Source organism: Pseudomonas saudiphocaensis, assembly GCF_000756775.1.
GTDB classification, from domain to species: Bacteria; Pseudomonadota; Gammaproteobacteria; order Pseudomonadales; family Pseudomonadaceae; genus Stutzerimonas; species Stutzerimonas saudiphocaensis.
The window spans coordinates 249829-267001 of record NZ_CCSF01000001.1 but is presented as its reverse complement, the minus strand read 5'-3'; the positions used below and the strand labels follow the sequence as shown (position 1 = coordinate 267001).

General features: G+C 61.6%; 18 protein-coding genes. 11 read left to right on the top strand and 7 right to left on the bottom strand.

The genetic code is table 11. The annotated features are described in order from the left end of the window. Positions 1-28: 28 nt before the first annotated feature. Genes ngg through BN1079_RS01370 form a run of 3 tightly spaced genes read left to right on the top strand, consistent with a single transcriptional unit; the run spans position 29 to position 3285 of the window. Positions 29-1786 (top strand): N-acetylglutaminylglutamine synthetase, encoded by a 1758-nt coding sequence (gene ngg / locus BN1079_RS01380; protein WP_037021766.1) that lies wholly within the window; start codon positions 29-31, stop codon positions 1784-1786. Positions 1787-1803: 17 nt separating this feature from the next. Continuing rightward, positions 1804-3006, top strand: coding sequence for an osmoprotectant NAGGN system M42 family peptidase (locus tag BN1079_RS01375; protein ID WP_037021765.1), 1203 nt, complete (start codon positions 1804-1806; stop codon positions 3004-3006). Between the two features lie 48 nt (positions 3007-3054). Beyond that, positions 3055-3285 (top strand): YheU family protein, encoded by a 231-nt coding sequence (locus tag BN1079_RS01370; RefSeq protein ID WP_037021763.1) that lies wholly within the window; start codon positions 3055-3057, stop codon positions 3283-3285. A gap of 92 nt (positions 3286-3377) precedes the next feature. On the opposite strand, the gene BN1079_RS01365 is transcribed toward BN1079_RS01370, so the two are convergent. The 5 genes from BN1079_RS01365 to BN1079_RS01345 form a co-directional block, all read right to left on the bottom strand. After that, positions 3378-3800 carry a hypothetical protein gene (locus BN1079_RS01365; RefSeq protein WP_037021760.1) on the bottom strand — a complete coding sequence of 141 codons (423 nt, stop codon included), beginning with the start codon at positions 3798-3800 and terminating at the stop codon, positions 3378-3380. 120 nt (positions 3801-3920) lie between these two features. Further along, the gene (locus tag BN1079_RS01360) at positions 3921-5057 is read right to left on the bottom strand and encodes an MFS transporter (protein ID WP_037021758.1); all 1137 of its coding nucleotides are present in this window, start codon (positions 5055-5057) and stop codon (positions 3921-3923) included. A gap of 109 nt (positions 5058-5166) precedes the next feature. Beyond that, positions 5167-5976: an SDR family oxidoreductase gene (locus BN1079_RS01355; protein ID WP_037021756.1), complete on the bottom strand. Its 810-nt coding sequence runs from the start codon at positions 5974-5976 to the stop codon at positions 5167-5169. A gap of 161 nt (positions 5977-6137) precedes the next feature. Continuing rightward, complete coding sequence (locus tag BN1079_RS01350) at positions 6138-7796, bottom strand: cation acetate symporter (protein ID WP_037021755.1); 1659 nt, start codon at positions 7794-7796, stop codon at positions 6138-6140. Continuing rightward, positions 7796-8110 carry a DUF485 domain-containing protein gene (locus tag BN1079_RS01345; RefSeq protein WP_037021754.1) on the bottom strand — a complete coding sequence of 105 codons (315 nt, stop codon included), beginning with the start codon at positions 8108-8110 and terminating at the stop codon, positions 7796-7798. The genes BN1079_RS01350 and BN1079_RS01345 overlap by 1 nt, the downstream gene beginning before the upstream one ends. Positions 8111-8373: 263 nt before the next feature. On the opposite strand from BN1079_RS01345, the gene BN1079_RS01340 reads away from it, so the two are divergent. From BN1079_RS01340 to BN1079_RS01330, 3 genes are all read left to right on the top strand, one after another. Beyond that, positions 8374-8598, top strand: a complete 225-nt coding sequence (locus BN1079_RS01340) for a DUF2061 domain-containing protein (protein WP_037021753.1) — start codon at positions 8374-8376, stop codon at positions 8596-8598. Between the two features lie 167 nt (positions 8599-8765). Next, positions 8766-10016, top strand: a complete 1251-nt coding sequence (locus BN1079_RS01335; protein WP_231850794.1) for an alpha/beta fold hydrolase family protein — start codon at positions 8766-8768, stop codon at positions 10014-10016. A 1-nt stretch (position 10017) separates the two neighbouring features. Then, on the top strand, positions 10018-10800 hold the full coding sequence (locus tag BN1079_RS01330; RefSeq protein WP_231850793.1) for an MlaA family lipoprotein: 783 nt from the start codon (positions 10018-10020) through the stop codon (positions 10798-10800). Between the two features lie 160 nt (positions 10801-10960). On the opposite strand, the gene BN1079_RS01325 is transcribed toward BN1079_RS01330, so the two are convergent. Further along, the gene (locus BN1079_RS01325; RefSeq protein ID WP_037021750.1) at positions 10961-11881 is read right to left on the bottom strand and encodes a lipid A biosynthesis lauroyl acyltransferase; all 921 of its coding nucleotides are present in this window, start codon (positions 11879-11881) and stop codon (positions 10961-10963) included. Between the two features lie 180 nt (positions 11882-12061). On the opposite strand from BN1079_RS01325, the gene minC reads away from it, so the two are divergent. The 5 genes from minC (at position 12062) to BN1079_RS01300 (ending at position 16068) form a co-directional block, all read left to right on the top strand. Beyond that, entirely contained in the window at positions 12062-12793 is a 732-nt protein-coding gene (minC, locus tag BN1079_RS01320; RefSeq protein ID WP_037021749.1) for a septum site-determining protein MinC, read from the top strand. Positions 12794-12884: 91 nt separating this feature from the next. Further along, a complete protein-coding gene (gene minD, locus BN1079_RS01315) occupies positions 12885-13700 on the top strand; it encodes a septum site-determining protein MinD (RefSeq protein ID WP_037021748.1) in 816 nt (271 codons plus the stop codon). Next, positions 13697-13954, top strand: a complete 258-nt coding sequence (gene minE, locus BN1079_RS01310) for a cell division topological specificity factor MinE (protein WP_037021747.1) — start codon at positions 13697-13699, stop codon at positions 13952-13954. The genes minD and minE overlap by 4 nt, the downstream gene beginning before the upstream one ends. Before the next feature lie 107 nt (positions 13955-14061). Next, the gene (locus tag BN1079_RS01305; protein ID WP_037021746.1) at positions 14062-14697 is read left to right on the top strand and encodes an RluA family pseudouridine synthase; all 636 of its coding nucleotides are present in this window, start codon (positions 14062-14064) and stop codon (positions 14695-14697) included. Between the two features lie 81 nt (positions 14698-14778). Then, positions 14779-16068, top strand: a complete 1290-nt coding sequence (locus tag BN1079_RS01300) for a M18 family aminopeptidase (RefSeq protein WP_037021745.1) — start codon at positions 14779-14781, stop codon at positions 16066-16068. A 45-nt stretch (positions 16069-16113) separates the two neighbouring features. On the opposite strand, the gene BN1079_RS01295 is transcribed toward BN1079_RS01300, so the two are convergent. Further along, on the bottom strand, positions 16114-17076 hold the full coding sequence (locus BN1079_RS01295) for an NAD(P)H-quinone oxidoreductase (protein WP_037021744.1): 963 nt from the start codon (positions 17074-17076) through the stop codon (positions 16114-16116). Positions 17077-17173: the final 97 nt, after the last annotated feature.

Sequence of the window (17173 nt, the reverse complement as noted above, 5' to 3'; positions counted from 1 at the left end):
TGAGACCACCACAAACAAGGGAAGCCACATGCAGAAGTCTCAAGCATACGGACAGCGATTGTTGCGCGGGCAGGCCCCGACTTACGAGAGGCTACAGGCGCGTTTGGCTGGAGATGGCCAAAGCGAACGCCAAGGCCCGGTTACCCTGCATTGCGGCTGGGGCCGCATCCTGCTGGGGCATACCTATGCCGAGCCGGCGGAACTGGCGGAGGATCTGCTGGCCGAGCAGGCCGGCGAGCGGGATATTGCGCTGTATGTCGCCGCACCCCATCAAGTCCTTGCCCATGCGCCACAGCAGCTATTCCTCGATCCCTCCGACACCCTGCGTATCTGGTTTAGCGACTACCGCCCTGCGCGTCGAAGCTTTCGCGGCTTCAGCATCCGCAGGGTGCAAAGCGAAGCGGACTGGAAGGCCATCAACTGCCTTTATCAGTCCCGCGGCATGCTGCCGGTCGATCCCGAGCGCTGTACCCCACGCGAGGAAGGCGGGCCGGTCTACTGGCTGGCCGAGGATGAAGACGGCGGCCAGGTGATCGGCAGCGTCATGGGCATCAATCACCAAAAGGCCTTCAACGATCCGGAAAACGGCTCCAGCCTCTGGTGCTTGGCGGTAGCCCCAAGCTGCACACGCCCAGGCGTCGGCGAGGCGTTGGTGCGACACCTGATAGAACAATGCATGGGCCGTGGTCTGGCCTACCTCGACCTCTCGGTGCTACACGATAATCACCAAGCCAAGGCGCTCTACGCAAAGCTTGGTTTCCGTGACCTGCAGACCTTCACCGTCAAGCGCAAGAACAGCTTCAACCAGCCACTGTTCCTTGGCCCGGCTCCCGAAGCCACGCTCAATCCCTACGCGCGGATCATCGTCGACGAAGCACGCCGACGCGGTATCGAAGTCAGTATCGACGATGCCGAAGCCGGGCTGTTCACCCTGACCCAGGGCGGTCGGCGCGTGCGTTGCCGGGAATCGCTGTCGGACCTGACCTCCGCCGTGAGCATGACGCTGTGCCAGGACAAGTGCCTGACCCATCGCACGCTTGCCCGCGCGGGCCTCAATCTGCCCGCCCACCGTCTGGCGGGTTCCGCCGAAGACAACGCCGCCTTCCTGCACGAGCACGGCAGCCTGGTGGTCAAGCCCGTCGATGGCGAACAGGGCAACGGAGTCTCGGTGGACCTGCGCACCCCCGAGGACGTCGAGGACGCCATCGCCCGCGCCCGCCAATTCGACCAGCGCGTGCTGCTGGAAAGCTTCCATCCGGGGCTGGACCTGCGCATCGTGGTCATCGGCTATGAAGTGGTCGCCGCCGCCATTCGCCGCCCGGCCGAAGTCGTCGGTGACGGTACCCACTGCATAGGCAAGCTGATCGAAGCCCAGAGTCGCCGGCGCCAGGCGGCCACCAGTGGTGAAAGCTGCATCCCCATGGACGACGAAACCCTGCGCTGTCTGCAGGAAGCCGGCTTCGACTACGACAGCGTCCTGCCCTGCGGCCAGCATCTGACCGTGCGCCGCACCGCCAACCTGCACACGGGCGGCACCTTGGAAGACGTCACCGAGCAGTTGCACCCCGTGCTGGTTGAAGCCGCTGTTCAGGCTGCGCGGGCGCTGGATATTCCCGTGGTCGGGCTGGACCTGCTAGTCACCGCGGCGGATCAGCCGGACTACGTGTTCATCGAAGCCAACGAGCGCGTGGGCCTGGCCAACCATCATCCACAACCCACCGCCGAACGCTTCATTGACCTGCTGTTCCCGCTGAGCCACAGCGCCAATCTGGTCCATCCCCAATAATCTGAGCAGGAGTACCAGTGACCAACCGCATTCCCGAGCCAGATCTCAATTACCTGCAGCGCGTGCTGCTGGAAACCCTCGCCATCCCCAGCCCCACCGGCTTTACCGACACTATCGTGCGCTACGTCGCCGAGCGCCTCAAGGAACTGGGCATCCCCTTCGAGCTGACCCGGCGCGGCACCATTCGCGCCACGCTCAAAGGGCGCCAGGACAGCCCTGACCGCGCCATCGCCGCGCATCTGGATACCATTGGCGGCAGCGTGCGCGAGATACGTGAAAGTGGACGTCTGAGCCTTGCGCCGGTGGGTTGCTGGTCGAGCCGCTTCGCCGAAGGCAGTCGCGTCAGCGTGTTCACCGACGAGGGCGTGATTCGCGGTAGCGTACTACCTCTCCTCGCCTCCGGGCACGCCTTCAATACCGAGGTCGACGCCATGCCCATCAGCTGGGACCACGTCGAACTGCGCCTGGATGCGCGGACCTCCAGTCGCGAGGAAACCCTGGCTCTGGGCGTCAACGTCGGTGATTTCGTTGCCTTCGATCCGATGCCGGAATTCACCGACAGTGGCTATATCAGTGCCCGCCACCTGGACGACAAGGCCGGCGTGGCCGCCCTGCTGACGGCACTGAAAGCGGTGGTCGAGAGCGGTCAGGAGCTGCCCATCGACTGCCACCCACTGTTCACCATTACCGAGGAAACCGGCTCAGGTGCCGCAGGTGCGCTGCCTTGGGACGTCAGCGAATTCGTCGGCATCGACATCGCCCCGGCGGCCAAGGGACAGGCTTCCAGCGAACATGCCGTCACCGTCGCCATGCAGGACTCCGGCGGCCCCTACGACTACCACCTCTCGCGCCATCTGCTGAAGCTGGCGACCGGAAACGATATCCAGGTGCGCCGCGACCTGTTTCGCTACTACCACAGCGATGCGCAGTCGGCGATTGCCGCCGGCCACGACATTCGCACGGCGCTGCTGGCGTTTGGCTGCGACGCGACCCACGGTTACGAGCGCACCCATATCGATAGCCTGGTGGCCCTGAGCCGGCTGATCAGCGCCTACCTGCTGAGCCCGCCGGTTTTCCCCAGCGACGCCCATGCCTGCCAGGACTCGCTGGAAAGCTTCAGTCATCAGCTGGAACACGATACGCAGATGGAGAACGACACCCGGGTGCCGCCGGTGGACACGATTCTTGAACGGCCGGCAGAGGGCGGAAAAGACGATTAAAGGCTCTGCCTGTATGCTTACGCGCCGTAATCAGCCACATGAAAAATCATGCTTATCCCTTACGACCAGCTTGAACCCGATACCCTGACCCGCCTGATCGAGGATTTCGTCACCCGCGACGGCACCGACAATGGTGACGAAACCCCGCTGCAAACACGGGTCGAGCGGGTGCGTCGAGCGCTGAAAAAGGGCACTGCGGTGATCGTCTTCGATGTGGAGCACCAGCAATGCCAGCTGGCGCTCAAGCGCGATGTACCCAAGGAGTGGCTGGAAGATTGAACGAGAGTTCAGGCCGCAACGTAGGGCCGAATTTATTCGGCCTTGGGATGATTCCGGTCGAATAAATTCGACCCTGCAAGTTCAAGGATCGCTCAGCCCAGCACACCACCATCCCGTTCCCAGGCGCAGCGCATGCGCAAGTCGCGCTGATGCGGGCTGTGCGAGCCGCTTTCGGTTTCCCAGCGGAAGGTGTGGGTACCGTTGAGTTCAGTCTCCAGATGCACCACTGCGCTGGTCCAGTAGAGCTCATTGAGCAGTGCTTCGAAGTTGCGCACCCACAAGGCCCATTCGTACTCCACGGCCCGATAGCTGGCGCCGAAGTGAATCACCTGGGTCTGATACACCCCTTCGTCCTGACACCAGGAAAACATCTCCCGGCCGATAAAGGGCCAGCCCTCCCCTTGCGGCAGATTATCCAGCGCACGGCGGTTGACGGCACGACGCACGCGGCACTGCTCGACGTCAGCCGAAGGCCAGTCGCGGATGCTGCCGTAGACGATGGATTCTGGCTCCACAGGCTCACTCCAGAGGGAAAGCGCGACATGTTCAACCAATTCGTGCCGCCGTTCCAGTTCCGAAATCGCTGACGCCGGGCCTCACGGTTCACAGAGTGATCCAGGCCACAGTTGCCCTGTTTAGCCAGCCGGCGCACGTCGCGGCGGTGCCAGCCCCAACGCCAGCACCGACATGGTCGCCGACATCCCTGCCAGCACCAGGAACGGCACCCGATAGTCACCGGCCAGATCACGGCCCAGGCCGACCAGTACCGGCGAGAAACACGCCAGGCAATAGCCGGTACAGAGCATCATCGCCGTCAGGCGACTGACCGCCAGCGGTGAGCCGGCTTCATACATGGGTAGCAGCATCGCCAGCGAAAACGTCCCGTTCAGGGCGATCCCCAGCAGCATGCAAACCAGCAGCGGCTGAACCTGCGGCGCCCAGGCGATCAACAACAGCGAGGTGGTGGCGACCAGCCCGCAGACGACCATCAACTGGTGCCGGTTGCCAAAACGCTGCGCCACCCACGGCAGCGCAAAGGCACTTGGCAAGCCGATCAGCATAAAGCCGCTGAAGAAAGCGTTGCCCTGCGTCAGGCTGAAGCCGGCCTCGTGATAGCGTGCTACCAGCCAGGTCGTCAACGCGTAGAACAGCCCGGCCTGCAATGCAAAATAGGCGCTTACAAGCCAGGCCCTGGGCTGATTCCAGGGCAGCCCGGCAGCACTTTCGCTTGGTGCTTCCGGCTGATTCGGCAAGCGCAGCCAGATCAACAAAGCCAGCACCGCGGGGATCGCCCAAAGCGCCAGCGCCCAGCTCCAGCGTCCGCCAAGCCATTGCACCGCCGGTGCGGTGAGTACCACGCCGATGGTGCCGCCGATGGCCATGCTCAGGGAATAGAAGGCGGCAGTCTTGCCAATGCGGTCGAGGAAATAGCGTTTTATGAAGCCCGACAGCAGCGGTCCGGCCACGGCGATGCCGGCGCCGACCATGGCTGCCGTGGCGATCAGCAGCACCGGGTTGTCGCCCAGAACCCGCAGCGCCAAGGCCGCGGCGATCAAACCCAGGCAACTGGCAATGGTCCGCTCCAGCCCGAAACGCACCGCAAGGCGAGGCGCCGACGGCGCCAGCAGGCCCATCAGCAGCACCGGCAGGGCCGTGGTAAGGCTGACCAGGCCGCGACTGAGGTCAAGCGCCTCGGCAATACGCTCGATCAGCGGCGCAAAGGAAGTGATACCGGGACGCAAGTTGATGGCGGCTAGCACCAGAGCCAGCATGAGCAGCCAGCGGGATGGGTTATTCACAGCGAATCCTGAAAGCGGAGCCGAAAAGCGGGTCGGCCACCCTACCCCCGCCTCCAGTCTTCCGGCAAGCTTTTCAGACTTCTCAGTCAGGTTTCTTCTTGCTGAGCATCTTCACCGTCATCGCGGCCATCTCGTCATAGATCACTTGAGGATCACGCTGCTTGGCTTCCCAGGCCATGCGCCCCTGCTCGTGGGGCAGGATCATGAACACGCCTTCGGCAACCTGCCGATAGATGTAGTCGGCAATCTCTGTGGCGGTAATCGGTGAGGCTTCAAGCAACTTGCTGACCTGGGCCTTCATGCTGGGCGTCGGGCCGCGGAACGAATCCATAAGGTTGGTCTGGAAGAACGACGGGCAGACCACATGGACGTTCACGCCCTGCGGCTTGAGTTCCGCCTGCAGGCTTTCCGACAGCGCCACCACGCCTGCCTTGGCCACGTTGTAATTGCTCATGCCCGGCGCCTGCATAAGCGCCGCCATGGAGGCAATATTGATGACAGTGCCCCGGCTTTCCCGGATCAGAGGGAGAAAAGCCTTGCAGCCCTTGACCACACCCATCAGGTTGATCGCGATCTGCCAGTCCCAATCCTCCAGCGAGAGCTCCTCGAAGAAACCGCCCGAGGCGACGCCAGCATTGTTCACCAGCACATCGATGCCACCCAGCTTGGCCCCGCAGGCCTGCGCCAATGCCGTCAGCTGGCTGTAGTCGCGTACATCGCAGCGCTGGGTGAAACCGTCGCCCCCCGCTGCGCGAACCATCTCCAGAGTCTCCGCCAGACCGGCTTCATTGACGTCCGAAAGCGCCAGCCGCCAGCCTTCCTGCGCCCAGCGCAAGGCCATTTCGCGCCCAAGGCCAGAGCCGGCACCTGTAATCATCATCCGATTTTGCATCGTCCGCCGCCTTTCGTTCGTTGGGTCGCAGCGAGTCTAGCCAAAGCCATAGCTGGCCCTGACCTTCATTCAAGTACTGAATGACGAGGGCTTTACACCGCCGCTTAACGCAAAAAGGGCAGCTCGAAAGCTGCCCTTTTTATCCCAACCGAATGCCTCGATCAGTGAGCTACGGCGCCAGTGGCACCCAGCCCGGTCTGCGAGCGAACGAACTGCGGGAAGAACCGCGCACGCTCGTCGCCTGCACGACGGCTCTTGTCGGTGATCGAGAAGAACCAGATGCTAACGAAGGCAGCGCTAACCGAGAACAGCGCCGGGTAGGAGTACGGGAAGATCGCCTCGGCGTTACCCAGTACCTGCACCCATACTGTCGGGCTGAGAATGGTCAGAACTAGCGCGGTGAACAGGCCGATGGCACCACCAAACAGCGCTCCGCGGGTAGTCAGGTCCTTCCAGTACATGGAAAGGAACAGCACCGGGAAGTTACAGCTGGCGGCGATGGAGAAGGCCAGGCCCACCATGAAGGCAATGTTCTGCTTCTCGAAGGCGATGCCCAGCAGGATCGCGATCACACCCAGCGAGAGCGTGGTGATCTTGGTCACGCGCATCTCGTCGGCTTCCTTGGCCTTGCCCTTCTTGATCACGCAGGCGTACAGGTCATGGGATACCGCCGAAGCGCCAGCCAGCGTCAGGCCGGCAACTACCGCCAGGATAGTGGCGAAGGCGACTGCCGAAATGAAGCCCAGGAACAGGTTGCCGCCGACCGCTTCGGCCAGATGCACCGCTACCATGTTGGTGCCGCCGATGATGGCGCCAGCCGCGTCCTTGTACTCGGGGTTGGTGCTGACCAGCAGGATCGCGCCGAAGCCGATGATAAAGGTCAGGATGTAGAAGTAGCCGATGAAGCCTGTGGCATAGAACACGCTCTTGCGCGCTTCCTTGGCGTCGGAAACGGTGAAGAAGCGCATCAGAATATGCGGCAGACCAGCGGTACCAAACATCAGTGCCAGACCCAGGGAAATCGCCGAGATCGGATCGGTCACCAGGCCGCCAGGGCTCATGATCGCCTCGCCCTTCTCATGAATCTTCACCGCTTCGGAGAACAATGCACCGAAGTCGAAGTTCACGCTCTTCATCACCATCAGCGCCATGAAGCTGGCACCGGACAGCAGCAGCACGGCCTTGATGATCTGCACCCAGGTGGTGGCCAGCATGCCGCCAAACAGCACGTACATGACCATCAGAACACCAACCAGAATCACCGCGACCATGTAGTCCAGGCCGAACAGCAGCTGAATCAGCTTGCCGGCACCGACCATCTGGGCGATCAGGTAAAAAGCCACCACGGTCAGCGAACCGAATGCCGACAGGATGCGGATCTGGGATTGGCCGAGGCGATAGGAAGCCACGTCCGAGAAGTTGAACTTGCCCAGGTTACGCAGGCGCTCGGCCATCAGAAACAGGATCAGCGGCCAGCCAACCAGGAAGCCGATGGAGTAGATCAGACCGTCGTAACCACTGGTGAACACCAGTGCGGAAATACCCAGGAAGGACGCTGCGGACATGTAGTCACCAGCAATCGCCAAGCCGTTCTGGAAGCCGGTAATGCTGCCGCCGGCTGTGTAATAGTCTGCGGTGGAGGTGTTTCGCTTGGCCGCCCACTTGGTGATCCCCATCGTGAAGGCGATGAAGACCACGAACATGGCAATGGCAGTCCAGTTGGTCGCCTGCTTCTGGACTTCGCCTGTCAGGGCTTCGCCGGCCAGCAGCAACGGTGAGGCTGCCAGCAAGGCAGCACCGATCAGGAAACGAGATTTCATCACTTCTGGGCCTCGTCAAGAATTTCCTGGTTAAGACGATCGAATTCGCCATTGGCACGCTGTACGTAAATACCGGTCAGCACGATGGCCATAAAGATCACACCGACACCCAGCGGAATTCCCCAGGTAGTGACACTGCCTGCGGCAAGCGGAATGCCCAGGATTTCAGGCTCAAATGCGATGGTCAGGATGAAGGCCAGATAAGCGCCAAGCATCAGGCTCGACAGCAGCCAGGCAAAGCGACCGCGCTTTGCAACCAGCTCCTGGAACCGCGGATTGTCATAGATTTGCTGGTACAGGGTTTCATTGTTCATTGTGTTTTCTCCGCACGTTCCTCGCCCGCAAATGAGGGCGGGGGCGCTACTTTAGGGCCGCCTCAGATGAGCGCTACTCGACTATAGTCTTGTTTTTATTCCGCCCAAACCCGCGTCCTAGACGCATCCGTGACATATCGTCGCGCAATAGAGCATGGCTATACCGCTGATCGGCTTCTCTCATTTTTTCCTTGACTAGGGATGGCTCAGAATGCGTTTCACAAGCGCCATTTCGTCCGCTCTACCTCCTGGAAGCAGCAGCCATGACCAAGACCATCACTTTTACCCTGATGCACTTCTGTATCGCCTTCTCGGTCACCTATGCCTTGACTGGAAGCCTCGCCATCGGAGGCCTGGTAGCTGCAGTCGAACCCCTGTGCAATTCGATCGGCTTCTACTTCCATGAGAAGATCTGGCAGCGCCTGGATAAGCGCCAAACCTTTTCGGAGGTGATTCCGCCTCACGCCTGGCTGCATCACCAGGCCTGACGCTCTCACAGCAGGCACATGCCAGCGCAACCAGACGGTTTCGCCGCGGTCAATGAGTGGTACAAGGAGTCCGAAGCGGAGCGTGAATGCCGGCTCAGACACTCACCCCGTCAATGGAGAAGTACCCGATGCGATTGCCGTTGTTGTCCGCCCTGCTCGCGCTGGTCATGAGCTCTGCCCATGCGGCGGACATCAGCGTCGAGGCGTATGGCTACCCGCTGAGCAATCCCTTCGAGGCGACCATCGCTTCGACTCCCCTGGAGCTGCGGGCCGTCACCCCGACGAACGAGGATATCGATCAGGCTGACTACAGCCTGCGCCTGCGCCCGGAACGCGAGTTCACCCTGCCGGACAACTTCTGGGCGGTTAAGAAGCTGACCTATCGCCTGGCGCGCCAGCCCGGCGCCGCACCCTTGATGTTCATCATCTCCGGAACGGGCGCGAGTTATGCCGCCGGCAAGACCGAAGCGCTAAAGCGCGTATTCTACGGCGCCGGCTATCACGTGGTGCAACTGTCATCGCCCACCAGCTTCGACTTCATCGCCGCCGCTTCGCGCTTCGCCACGCCGGGTTACAGCCCCGAGGACGCGCAGGATCTGTACCGGGTCATGCAGGCGGTCCGGGCACAACAGCACGATCTGCCGGTCACCGAGTTCCACCTCACCGGCTATAGCCTTGGCGCACTCAACGCCGCTTTTGTCAGCCAACTGGACGAGACGCGGCAGAGCTTCAACTTCAAGCGCGTGATGCTGATCAACCCGCCGGTGAATCTCTATACCTCCATCAGCAACCTGAACAAGCTGGTACAGACCCGCGTAGAGGGCATCGACAGCACCACCACCTTTTACGAACTCATCCTGGAAAAGCTCACCCGCTATTACCGCCAGCAGGGTGTGATCGATCTTGATGCGGCCATGCTTTTCGACTTCCAGCAATCGGCGCTGCGCCTGAGCGACGAGCAGATGGCGATGTTGATTGGCTCGGTGTTCCGCTTTTCCTCGGCCGACATCGCCTTTACCTCCGACCTGATCAACCGCCGTGGCCTGATCGTTCCACCCGGCTATCCCATTGACGAAGGCACCAGCCTGGAGCCTTTCTTCCGTCGCGCCCTATTGTGCGATTTCGACTGCTACCTCACCGAGCAGCTGATCCCCATGTGGCGCGCCAGGCAGGACGGCGCTGGCCTGCAGCAATTGATCCAGCAAGTCAGCCTTTACGCACTCGAAGACTACCTGCGGGACAGCCCCAAAATCGGCGTCATGCACAATGCCGACGACTTCATTCTGGGTACCGGCGACCTGGGCTTTCTACGCAGAACCTTTGGCGAGCGCATGACCCTGTACCCGCGAGGCGGGCACTGCGGCAATCTCGATTACCGGGTCAACGCGAACCACATGCTGGAGTTTTTCCGTGGCTAGGATGCTGATGAAGAAACGCGGCACTGCCGCCCTCGCCCTGCTCGCGCTACTGGCCGGCGTTGCCCAGGCCCAATCCGATATTCCGGACGAAGACGGGTTCACCCACCCACTGCGTGCATTGGAATTCAACCCGGGGCTGGATCAACGTGAGTTCGAGCGTGCCACCTTCGATGCCCTGGACATCCACGACCCGTGGGAGTCGCTGAACCGGCGCATGTACTACTTCAACTACCGTCTGGACCAGTGGGTAATGCTCCCGGCGGTGCGCGGCTATCGCTACGTCACCCCGCGGATCGTGCGCACCGGCGTCAGCAACTTTTTCAACAACCTCGGCGACATCCCCACGCTGTTCAATAGCGTTGCGCAACTCAAGGGCGAGCGCGCGATGAACACCACGGCCAGGCTGCTGTTCAATACGATCATCGGCGTTGGCGGCATCTGGGACCCGGCAACCCGCATGGGCCTGCCGCGTTATCAGGAGGATTTCGGACAAACCCTGGGGTTTTACGGCGTGCCCAACGGGCCTTATCTGATTCTGCCGGCGCTTGGACCGTCCAATCTGCGCGACACCGCCGGACAGGCCATGGACTTCGCCGTCGAAAGGCAGATTGATTACTTCAGCTATTCCCAGGCCAGTGGCGGCGAGCTTAGCCTGACAGCTCTACGCCTGATCGACCTACGTCACAGCACCAGCCTGCGCTACGGCCAGCTCAATTCGCCATTCGAGTACGAAAAGGTCCGTTATATCTATACCCGGGCGCGAGAGCTGCAGATCGAGGAGTGATCAGGGTCTCTTCAGCGCATGGTGGGGCGGCCTTGTCCGCGAGCCTTGTTTTTTTGCTAGGGCACGCAAGCTCGCCTTCAACGCTCGCAGATGAAATTCACTCCCACAGCCAGCGATAGCCCGGCGCGACAGTTCACGGCGCTGAAAACAGCAACAGCTTCTAGTACAGCTTGGGCTCGCCTTCAGGACGGGTCTTGAAGCGCCGATGCGCCCACAAGTACTGCTCCGGGCACTGCCCGACCGCCTGCTCGATCCAGGCATTGACCCGCCGGCAATCCGCCTCCTCGCTTTCACCCGGAAAGTCCGTCAGCGGTGGATGAATCACCAGCCTGTACCCACTGCCGTCCGCCAGACGCTCCTGGGTATAGGGCAACACCCGCGCACGCCCCAGCCGAGCGAATTTCGTCGTCGCGGTAACGGTGGCTGCCTGGATGCCGAACAAAGGCACGAAAATGCTCTGCTTGCGACCGTAATCCTGATCCGGCGCGTACCAGATCGCCCGCCCTGCGCGCAGCACCTTGAGCATCGCGCGCACGTCCTCGCGCTCGATGGCCGTGGCGTCGTCATTGTGACGCTCGCGGCCACGTCGCTGGACGTAGTCGAACACCGGGTTCTTGTGTTCGCGGTACATGCCGTCGATGGTGTGATGCTGGCCAAGCAACGCCGCGCCGATTTCAAGCGTGGTGAAATGCAGCGCCATCAGAATTACGCCCTGCCCGTCAGCCTGTGCCTGCTGCAGATGCTCCAGACCCTCGACATGCGCCAGCCGCTGCAAACGCGCCTTGGGCCACCACCAGCTCATGGCCATTTCGAAGAAGGCGATGCCGGTGGAGGAAAAATTCTCACGCACCAGCCGTTCACGCTCACTGGCGCTCAGCTGAGGGAAGCACAGCTCGAGGTTACGTTGCACAATATGCCGGCGCGAGCGGGCGAACCGGTACATCAGCACACCCAGCCCTTGGCCCAGACGCAGCAAAACGCCATAGGGCAACTGGACAACCAGCCACAGCAAGCCGAGGCCCAGCCAGAGCAGCCAGAAGCGAGGGTGAACAAAGGACGCGCGAAAGCGGGGACGATCCATCGGTGAACTCGTACCGGTAAAAACGCAGCATTCTAAGCCCTCGGGGCAAAAAATGTCGGTGCGGCGGCCACAAGCCGAGGTGCCGTGGTTTCTTAGTTTTTCCGTAGCATGTCGCTTGCGACTTGCAGCTGCTCGCCTGCCCCGCTATAAGTCCTCGCCATTTACCGCAGCAGGCAGACCATGAGCCAAGCCGACCTTCTCGACCAAGCCCCCATGTTCCAACTCAAGGGCAGCATGCTGGCCATCACCGTGCTGGAGTTGACGCAGAATGATCTGGAACGCCTCGACCAGCAACTGGCCCTGAAAGTCGAGCAGGCGCCCGACTTCTTCAACAACACGCCTCTGGTGCTCGCGCTGGACAAGCTACCAGCCAGCTGCGACCTGGACCTGCCGGCGCTGATCGCCCTGTGTCGCAAGCATGGCCTGCGTACCCTGGCCTTGCGCGCAGCTGATCCGCAGGTAGTCGAAGCCGCGAATGCCCTCGACATGGCGGTTCTGCCGCCTTCCGGCGCGCGCGAGCGTAAGCTCGACCTTTCCGCCAAGGCGGCTGCCGAGCCAGCCAAACCTGCTGAACCGATCTATCGACCGACCCGCATCATCACCACTCCGGTTCGGGGCGGTCAGCAGATTTATGCACAGGGCGGCGACCTCATCGTCATGGCTACCGTCAGCCCCGGTGCGGAACTTCTCGCCGATGGCAACATCCATGTCTACGGTCCGCTGCGCGGTCGCGCCCTGGCCGGCATCAAGGGCGACACCAACGCACGAATCTTCTGCCAACAGCTTGGCGCGGAAATGGTTTCCATAGCCGGGCACTACAAGGTGGCTGAAGACCTGCGGCGCGACCCTTTATGGGCAGAAGCAGTACAGATGAAGCTATCTGGCGACGTGTTGAACATCATTCGCCTTTAACGGATACTTCCGCGAATTTTCAAGACCAACGGGCAACTGGACGCCGACCCGGCTGAAAGCCCCGATTTCCATATTCTTAGGGTGAATAACCTTGGCCAAGATCCTCGTAGTCACTTCCGGCAAGGGTGGCGTCGGCAAGACCACTTCCAGCGCCGCCATCGGTACCGGCCTCGCCTTGCGTGGCCACAAGACCGCAATCGTCGACTTCGACGTCGGCCTGCGCAATCTTGACCTGATCATGGGCTGCGAGCGACGCGTGGTGTATGACTTCGTCAACGTCATCAACGGCGACGCCACCCTGTCCCAGGCCCTGATCAAGGACAAGCGCCTGGAAAACCTCTATGTGCTGGCCGCCAGCCAGACTCGTGACAAGGACGCACTGACCCTCGAAGGCGTGGGCAAGGTCATCGACGAGCTGGCGCAGAATTTCGACTACGTGATCTGCGATTCTCCGGCCGGCATCGAGAAAGGCGCGCATCTGGCGATGTACTACGCCGACGAGGCCATTGTCGTGACCAACCCGGAGGTCTCCTCGGTGCGCGACTCCGACCGCATGCTCGGCCTGTTGGCGAGCAAATCGCGCCGCGCCGAAAATGGCGAGGAGCCAATCAAGGAACACCTGCTGCTGACCCGCTATAACCCTGAGCGTGTGGTCAAGGGCGAAATGCTTGGCGTCGAAGACGTCGAGGAAATTCTATCCATCCGTCTGCTGGGCGTAATCCCCGAATCCCAGGCGGTACTCAAGGCTTCGAACCAGGGCGTGCCAGTCATCCTCGATGACCAGAGCGACGCCGGTCAGGCTTACAGCGACGCCGTCGAGCGTTTGCTGGGCAAGGAAGTCAATCACCGTTTCCTCGATGCCAAGAAGCAGGGATTCCTTGCGCGTCTGTTTGGAGGTCGAGAATGAACCTGCTGGACTTCTTCCGCGAGCGCAAGAAAAAAGAAACCCCGGCAAACATCGCCAAAGAGCGCCTGCAGATCATCGTCGCCCATGAGCGCGGCCAGCGTACCCAGCCGGACTACCTGCCGGCGCTGCAGAAAGAGCTGGTTGAGGTGATCCGCAAGTACGTCAATATCGACAAGGATCAGGTTCAGGTCGCCCTCGAAGACCAGGGCAGCTGCTCGATCCTGGAACTGAATATCACCCTGCCCGATCGTTAAGCGAAGGCTACGCCCGAGCTTTCGCTGCGGACCAGGTGACGACCCCGCAGGACAAGCCTTATCAGAGATGCCGGCCATTGGCTGGCATCTTCGTTTTTGGAAAGCCGATGCCTCTGAGCAACATCCAGATCGTCCATCAGGACGCCGCCCTGTTGGTGATCAACAAGCCCACCCTGCTGCTCTCGGTGCCTGGCCGCGCCGAGGATAACCGGGACTGTCTGGTGACCCGGCTGCAGGAAAACGGTTTTCCCGAAGCGCGCATCGTGCACCGACTGGACTGGGAAACCTCCGGTCTGATCGTGCTGGCCCGCGACGCCGATAGCCACCGCGAACTGTCACGCCAGTTTCACGACCGCGAGACGGAAAAAGCCTATACAGCTCTGTGCTGGGGCGAGCCGGAACAGGACAGTGGCAGCATCGACCTGCCCCTGCGCTACGACCCACCCACCAAGCCGCGGCACGTGGTCGATCATGAGCTGGGCAAACACGCCCTGACCTACTGGCGCGTCCTGGAGCGTTGCGGGCACTACAGTCGCGTCGAGCTGACGCCCATCACCGGCCGTTCGCACCAGTTACGCGTACATATGCTGTCCATCGGTCATCCACTACTGGGTGATGGCCTCTATGCCCATGAACAGGCGCTGCAGGCCTATGAGCGTTTGTGCCTGCACGCCAGCATGCTCGCACTGACTCACCCGCAGACCGGGGTGCGGATGCGCTTCGACAGCCCGGCGCCGTTCTAAACCGCCAGGGCCCGAGGCCATCAGCTGCAGTCTTGCCGAGCGATGGGATAGACTTTCCCGTCCTGTCGTCCGGAGTCCCTCATGCGCGAAGAACTCAACCAGGGCCTGATCGATTTTCTCCAGGCCTCCCCCACCCCATTTCATGCCACGTCCAGCATCGCCCAGGCTTTACAGGGTGCTGGCTTCAAGGCGCTGAATGAAAGCGAGAGCTGGCACACCGAACCTGGCGGGCGTTACTACGTAACCCGCAACGACTCCTCGATCATCGCCTTCCAACTGGGCCACAAGTCCCTCGCCGAACACGGCCTGCGCCTGGTCGGCGCGCATACCGACAGCCCCTGCCTGCGGGTCAAACCGCAACCTGAGCTGCAGCGTCAGGGCTTCTGGCAGCTAGGTGTGGAAGTCTATGGCGGCGCACTTTTGGCGCCCTGGTTCGACCGAGATCTATCTCTGGCGGGGCGCGTTACCTTCAGCCGTGACGGCCGTATTGAAAGTCGCCTGATCGATTTCAAGCTGCCGATCGCGGTAATACCCAGCCTCGCCATTCACCTCAATCGAGAGGCCAATCAGGGTTGGGCCATCAATCCGCAAACTGAACTGCCACCGATCCTGGCGCAAATCGCCAGCGAGGAAAGCCCGGACTTCCGCGCCCTGCTGGCTGACCAGCTCAGCCGTGAACACGGCCTGCTCGCCGACGTGGTGCTGGATTTCGAATTGAGTTTCTACGACACCCAAGCTGCCGCCGTCATCGGCCTGCACGGCGACTTTATTGCCGGGGCTCGACTGGACAACCTGCTGTCGTGCTTTGCCGGACTGCAGGCCCTGCTGCGAGCCGCGCCAGAGGAAAGCTGCGTACTGGTCTGCACCGACCACGAGGAAGTCGGTTCGGCCTCCATGTGCGGCGCGGATGGCCCATTTCTGGAGCAGGTTCTTCGCCGTCTGTTGCCTGAAGAGGAGGCTTTCCAGCGCTGCATAAACCGCTCGCTGCTGATCTCTGCGGACAACGCCCACGGCGTGCATCCCAACTACAGCGACAAGCACGATGGCAATCACGGACCGAAGCTCAACGCCGGCCCGGTGATCAAGATCAACAACAACCAGCGCTATGCCACCAGCAGCGAAACAGCAGGCTTCTTCCGCCATCTCTGCCTGGAAAGCGAAGTCTCGGTGCAAAGCTTCGTTACCCGGAGCGACATGGGCTGCGGCTCCACCATCGGCCCCATCACCGCCAGCCAACTGGGCGTGCGCACTGTCGACATCGGCTTGCCCACCTTCGGCATGCATTCGATACGGGAACTGGCCGGCAGCCAGGATCTGGCGCAGCTGGTCAAGGTGCTCAGCGCCTTCTATTCGAGCCCCACATTGCCCTGAAATGACAGCCAGGCCGGACGAACCACAGTTCGCCCGGCCTCTGCCTCATTGCAGGTCGGGATCGATCACCAGCGCTACCTTGCCGGATACGGTGTTGCTGGCCAACGTCTCGAAGGCCGCCTCCACGTCACCGATCGGGAATATCCGCTCCAGGCGCGGCGATAGCTGACCGCTGGCAAGCAACGGCCAGACCTTCTCTTTCAGTTCGGCCATCAGCTCGGCCTTGTCATCGGCATCGCGGCTGCGCAGGGTCGAGCCAATCAGATTGACCCGCTTGGCCAGCAATGCGCCGAAGTCCAGTTCGCCCTTGCGTCCGCCCATCAGGCCGATCATCACCCAGCGCGCGTCAGTGCCGAGCAGCTGCAGATTCAGCGCAGCGTATTTCGCGCCTACCGGGTCGAGAATAAGATCAAACGGCGCGAAGTCACGCAGCGACTCCAGCGTCTCGCCGCGCAGCACACCGCCCTGCGCACCAAGGGATTCGCAATACGCCAGCCGCTCGGCCGAACCGACGCTAACCCAGCAGGGGTTGTCAAAAGCCTTGCACAGCTGGATAGCCGCCGAGCCGACACCACTGGCCCCCGCATGCAGCAGCACCTTTTCACTTGGCTGCAGAGCGCCGAGGCGATAAAGGTTGAGCCAGGCAGTCGCGTATACCTCGGGGATAACCGCCGCCTCATGCAGCGACAGACCCTCGGGAACCGGCAGCACGTGCCGCCCGTCGACAACCACTTCCTCTGCCATGCCGCCACCAGCCAGCAAGGCACAGACACGGTCTCCCACCTGCCACTGACTGCCCGCGCCCACCTCGCTGATTACACCAGCACACTCAAGGCCAAGGATGTCGGTAACCCCGGATGGCGGCGGGTAATACCCGGCACGCTGTAGCAGATCCGCACGATTCAACCCCGCCGCCGCGACCCTAATACGCACTTGCCCTGGAGCACATTGCGGCGCGTCACGTTGCGTCCATTCCAGTTCTCCCTCGACACCTTGCAAAGCCTTCATGCTGCCTCCATATTGTTGAAACTTGCGTTTGCCCAACCGTCACTCGCTGACGTTCGCAACCACCTGTTACCATCGGGCTATTACTCTTCACCGTCGA

Excerpts from the sequence above, each read along its gene's own strand:
- ngg (WP_037021766.1), top strand. The coding sequence starts at position 29 with ATGCAGAAGTCTCAAGCATACGGACAGCGATTGTTGCGCGGGCAGGCC.
- BN1079_RS01370 (WP_037021763.1), top strand. The coding sequence starts at position 3,055 with ATGCTTATCCCTTACGACCAGCTTGAACCCGATACCCTGACCCGCCTG.
- BN1079_RS01360 (WP_037021758.1), bottom strand. The coding sequence starts at position 5,057 with ATGCTGGCTCTGGTGCTAGCCGCCATCAACTTGCGTCCCGGTATCACT.
- BN1079_RS01355 (WP_037021756.1), bottom strand. The coding sequence starts at position 5,976 with ATGCAAAATCGGATGATGATTACAGGTGCCGGCTCTGGCCTTGGGCGC.
- BN1079_RS01350 (WP_037021755.1), bottom strand. The coding sequence starts at position 7,796 with ATGAAATCTCGTTTCCTGATCGGTGCTGCCTTGCTGGCAGCCTCACCG.
- BN1079_RS01345 (WP_037021754.1), bottom strand. The coding sequence starts at position 8,110 with ATGAACAATGAAACCCTGTACCAGCAAATCTATGACAATCCGCGGTTC.
- BN1079_RS01340 (WP_037021753.1), top strand. The coding sequence starts at position 8,374 with ATGACCAAGACCATCACTTTTACCCTGATGCACTTCTGTATCGCCTTC.
- BN1079_RS01335 (WP_231850794.1), top strand. The coding sequence starts at position 8,766 with ATGAGCTCTGCCCATGCGGCGGACATCAGCGTCGAGGCGTATGGCTAC.
- BN1079_RS01330 (WP_231850793.1), top strand. The coding sequence starts at position 10,018 with ATGCTGATGAAGAAACGCGGCACTGCCGCCCTCGCCCTGCTCGCGCTA.
- BN1079_RS01325 (WP_037021750.1), bottom strand. The coding sequence starts at position 11,881 with ATGGATCGTCCCCGCTTTCGCGCGTCCTTTGTTCACCCTCGCTTCTGG.
- minC (WP_037021749.1), top strand. The coding sequence starts at position 12,062 with ATGAGCCAAGCCGACCTTCTCGACCAAGCCCCCATGTTCCAACTCAAG.
- minE (WP_037021747.1), top strand. The coding sequence starts at position 13,697 with ATGAACCTGCTGGACTTCTTCCGCGAGCGCAAGAAAAAAGAAACCCCG.
- BN1079_RS01305 (WP_037021746.1), top strand. The coding sequence starts at position 14,062 with ATGCCTCTGAGCAACATCCAGATCGTCCATCAGGACGCCGCCCTGTTG.
- BN1079_RS01300 (WP_037021745.1), top strand. The coding sequence starts at position 14,779 with ATGCGCGAAGAACTCAACCAGGGCCTGATCGATTTTCTCCAGGCCTCC.
- BN1079_RS01295 (WP_037021744.1), bottom strand. The coding sequence starts at position 17,076 with ATGAAGGCTTTGCAAGGTGTCGAGGGAGAACTGGAATGGACGCAACGT.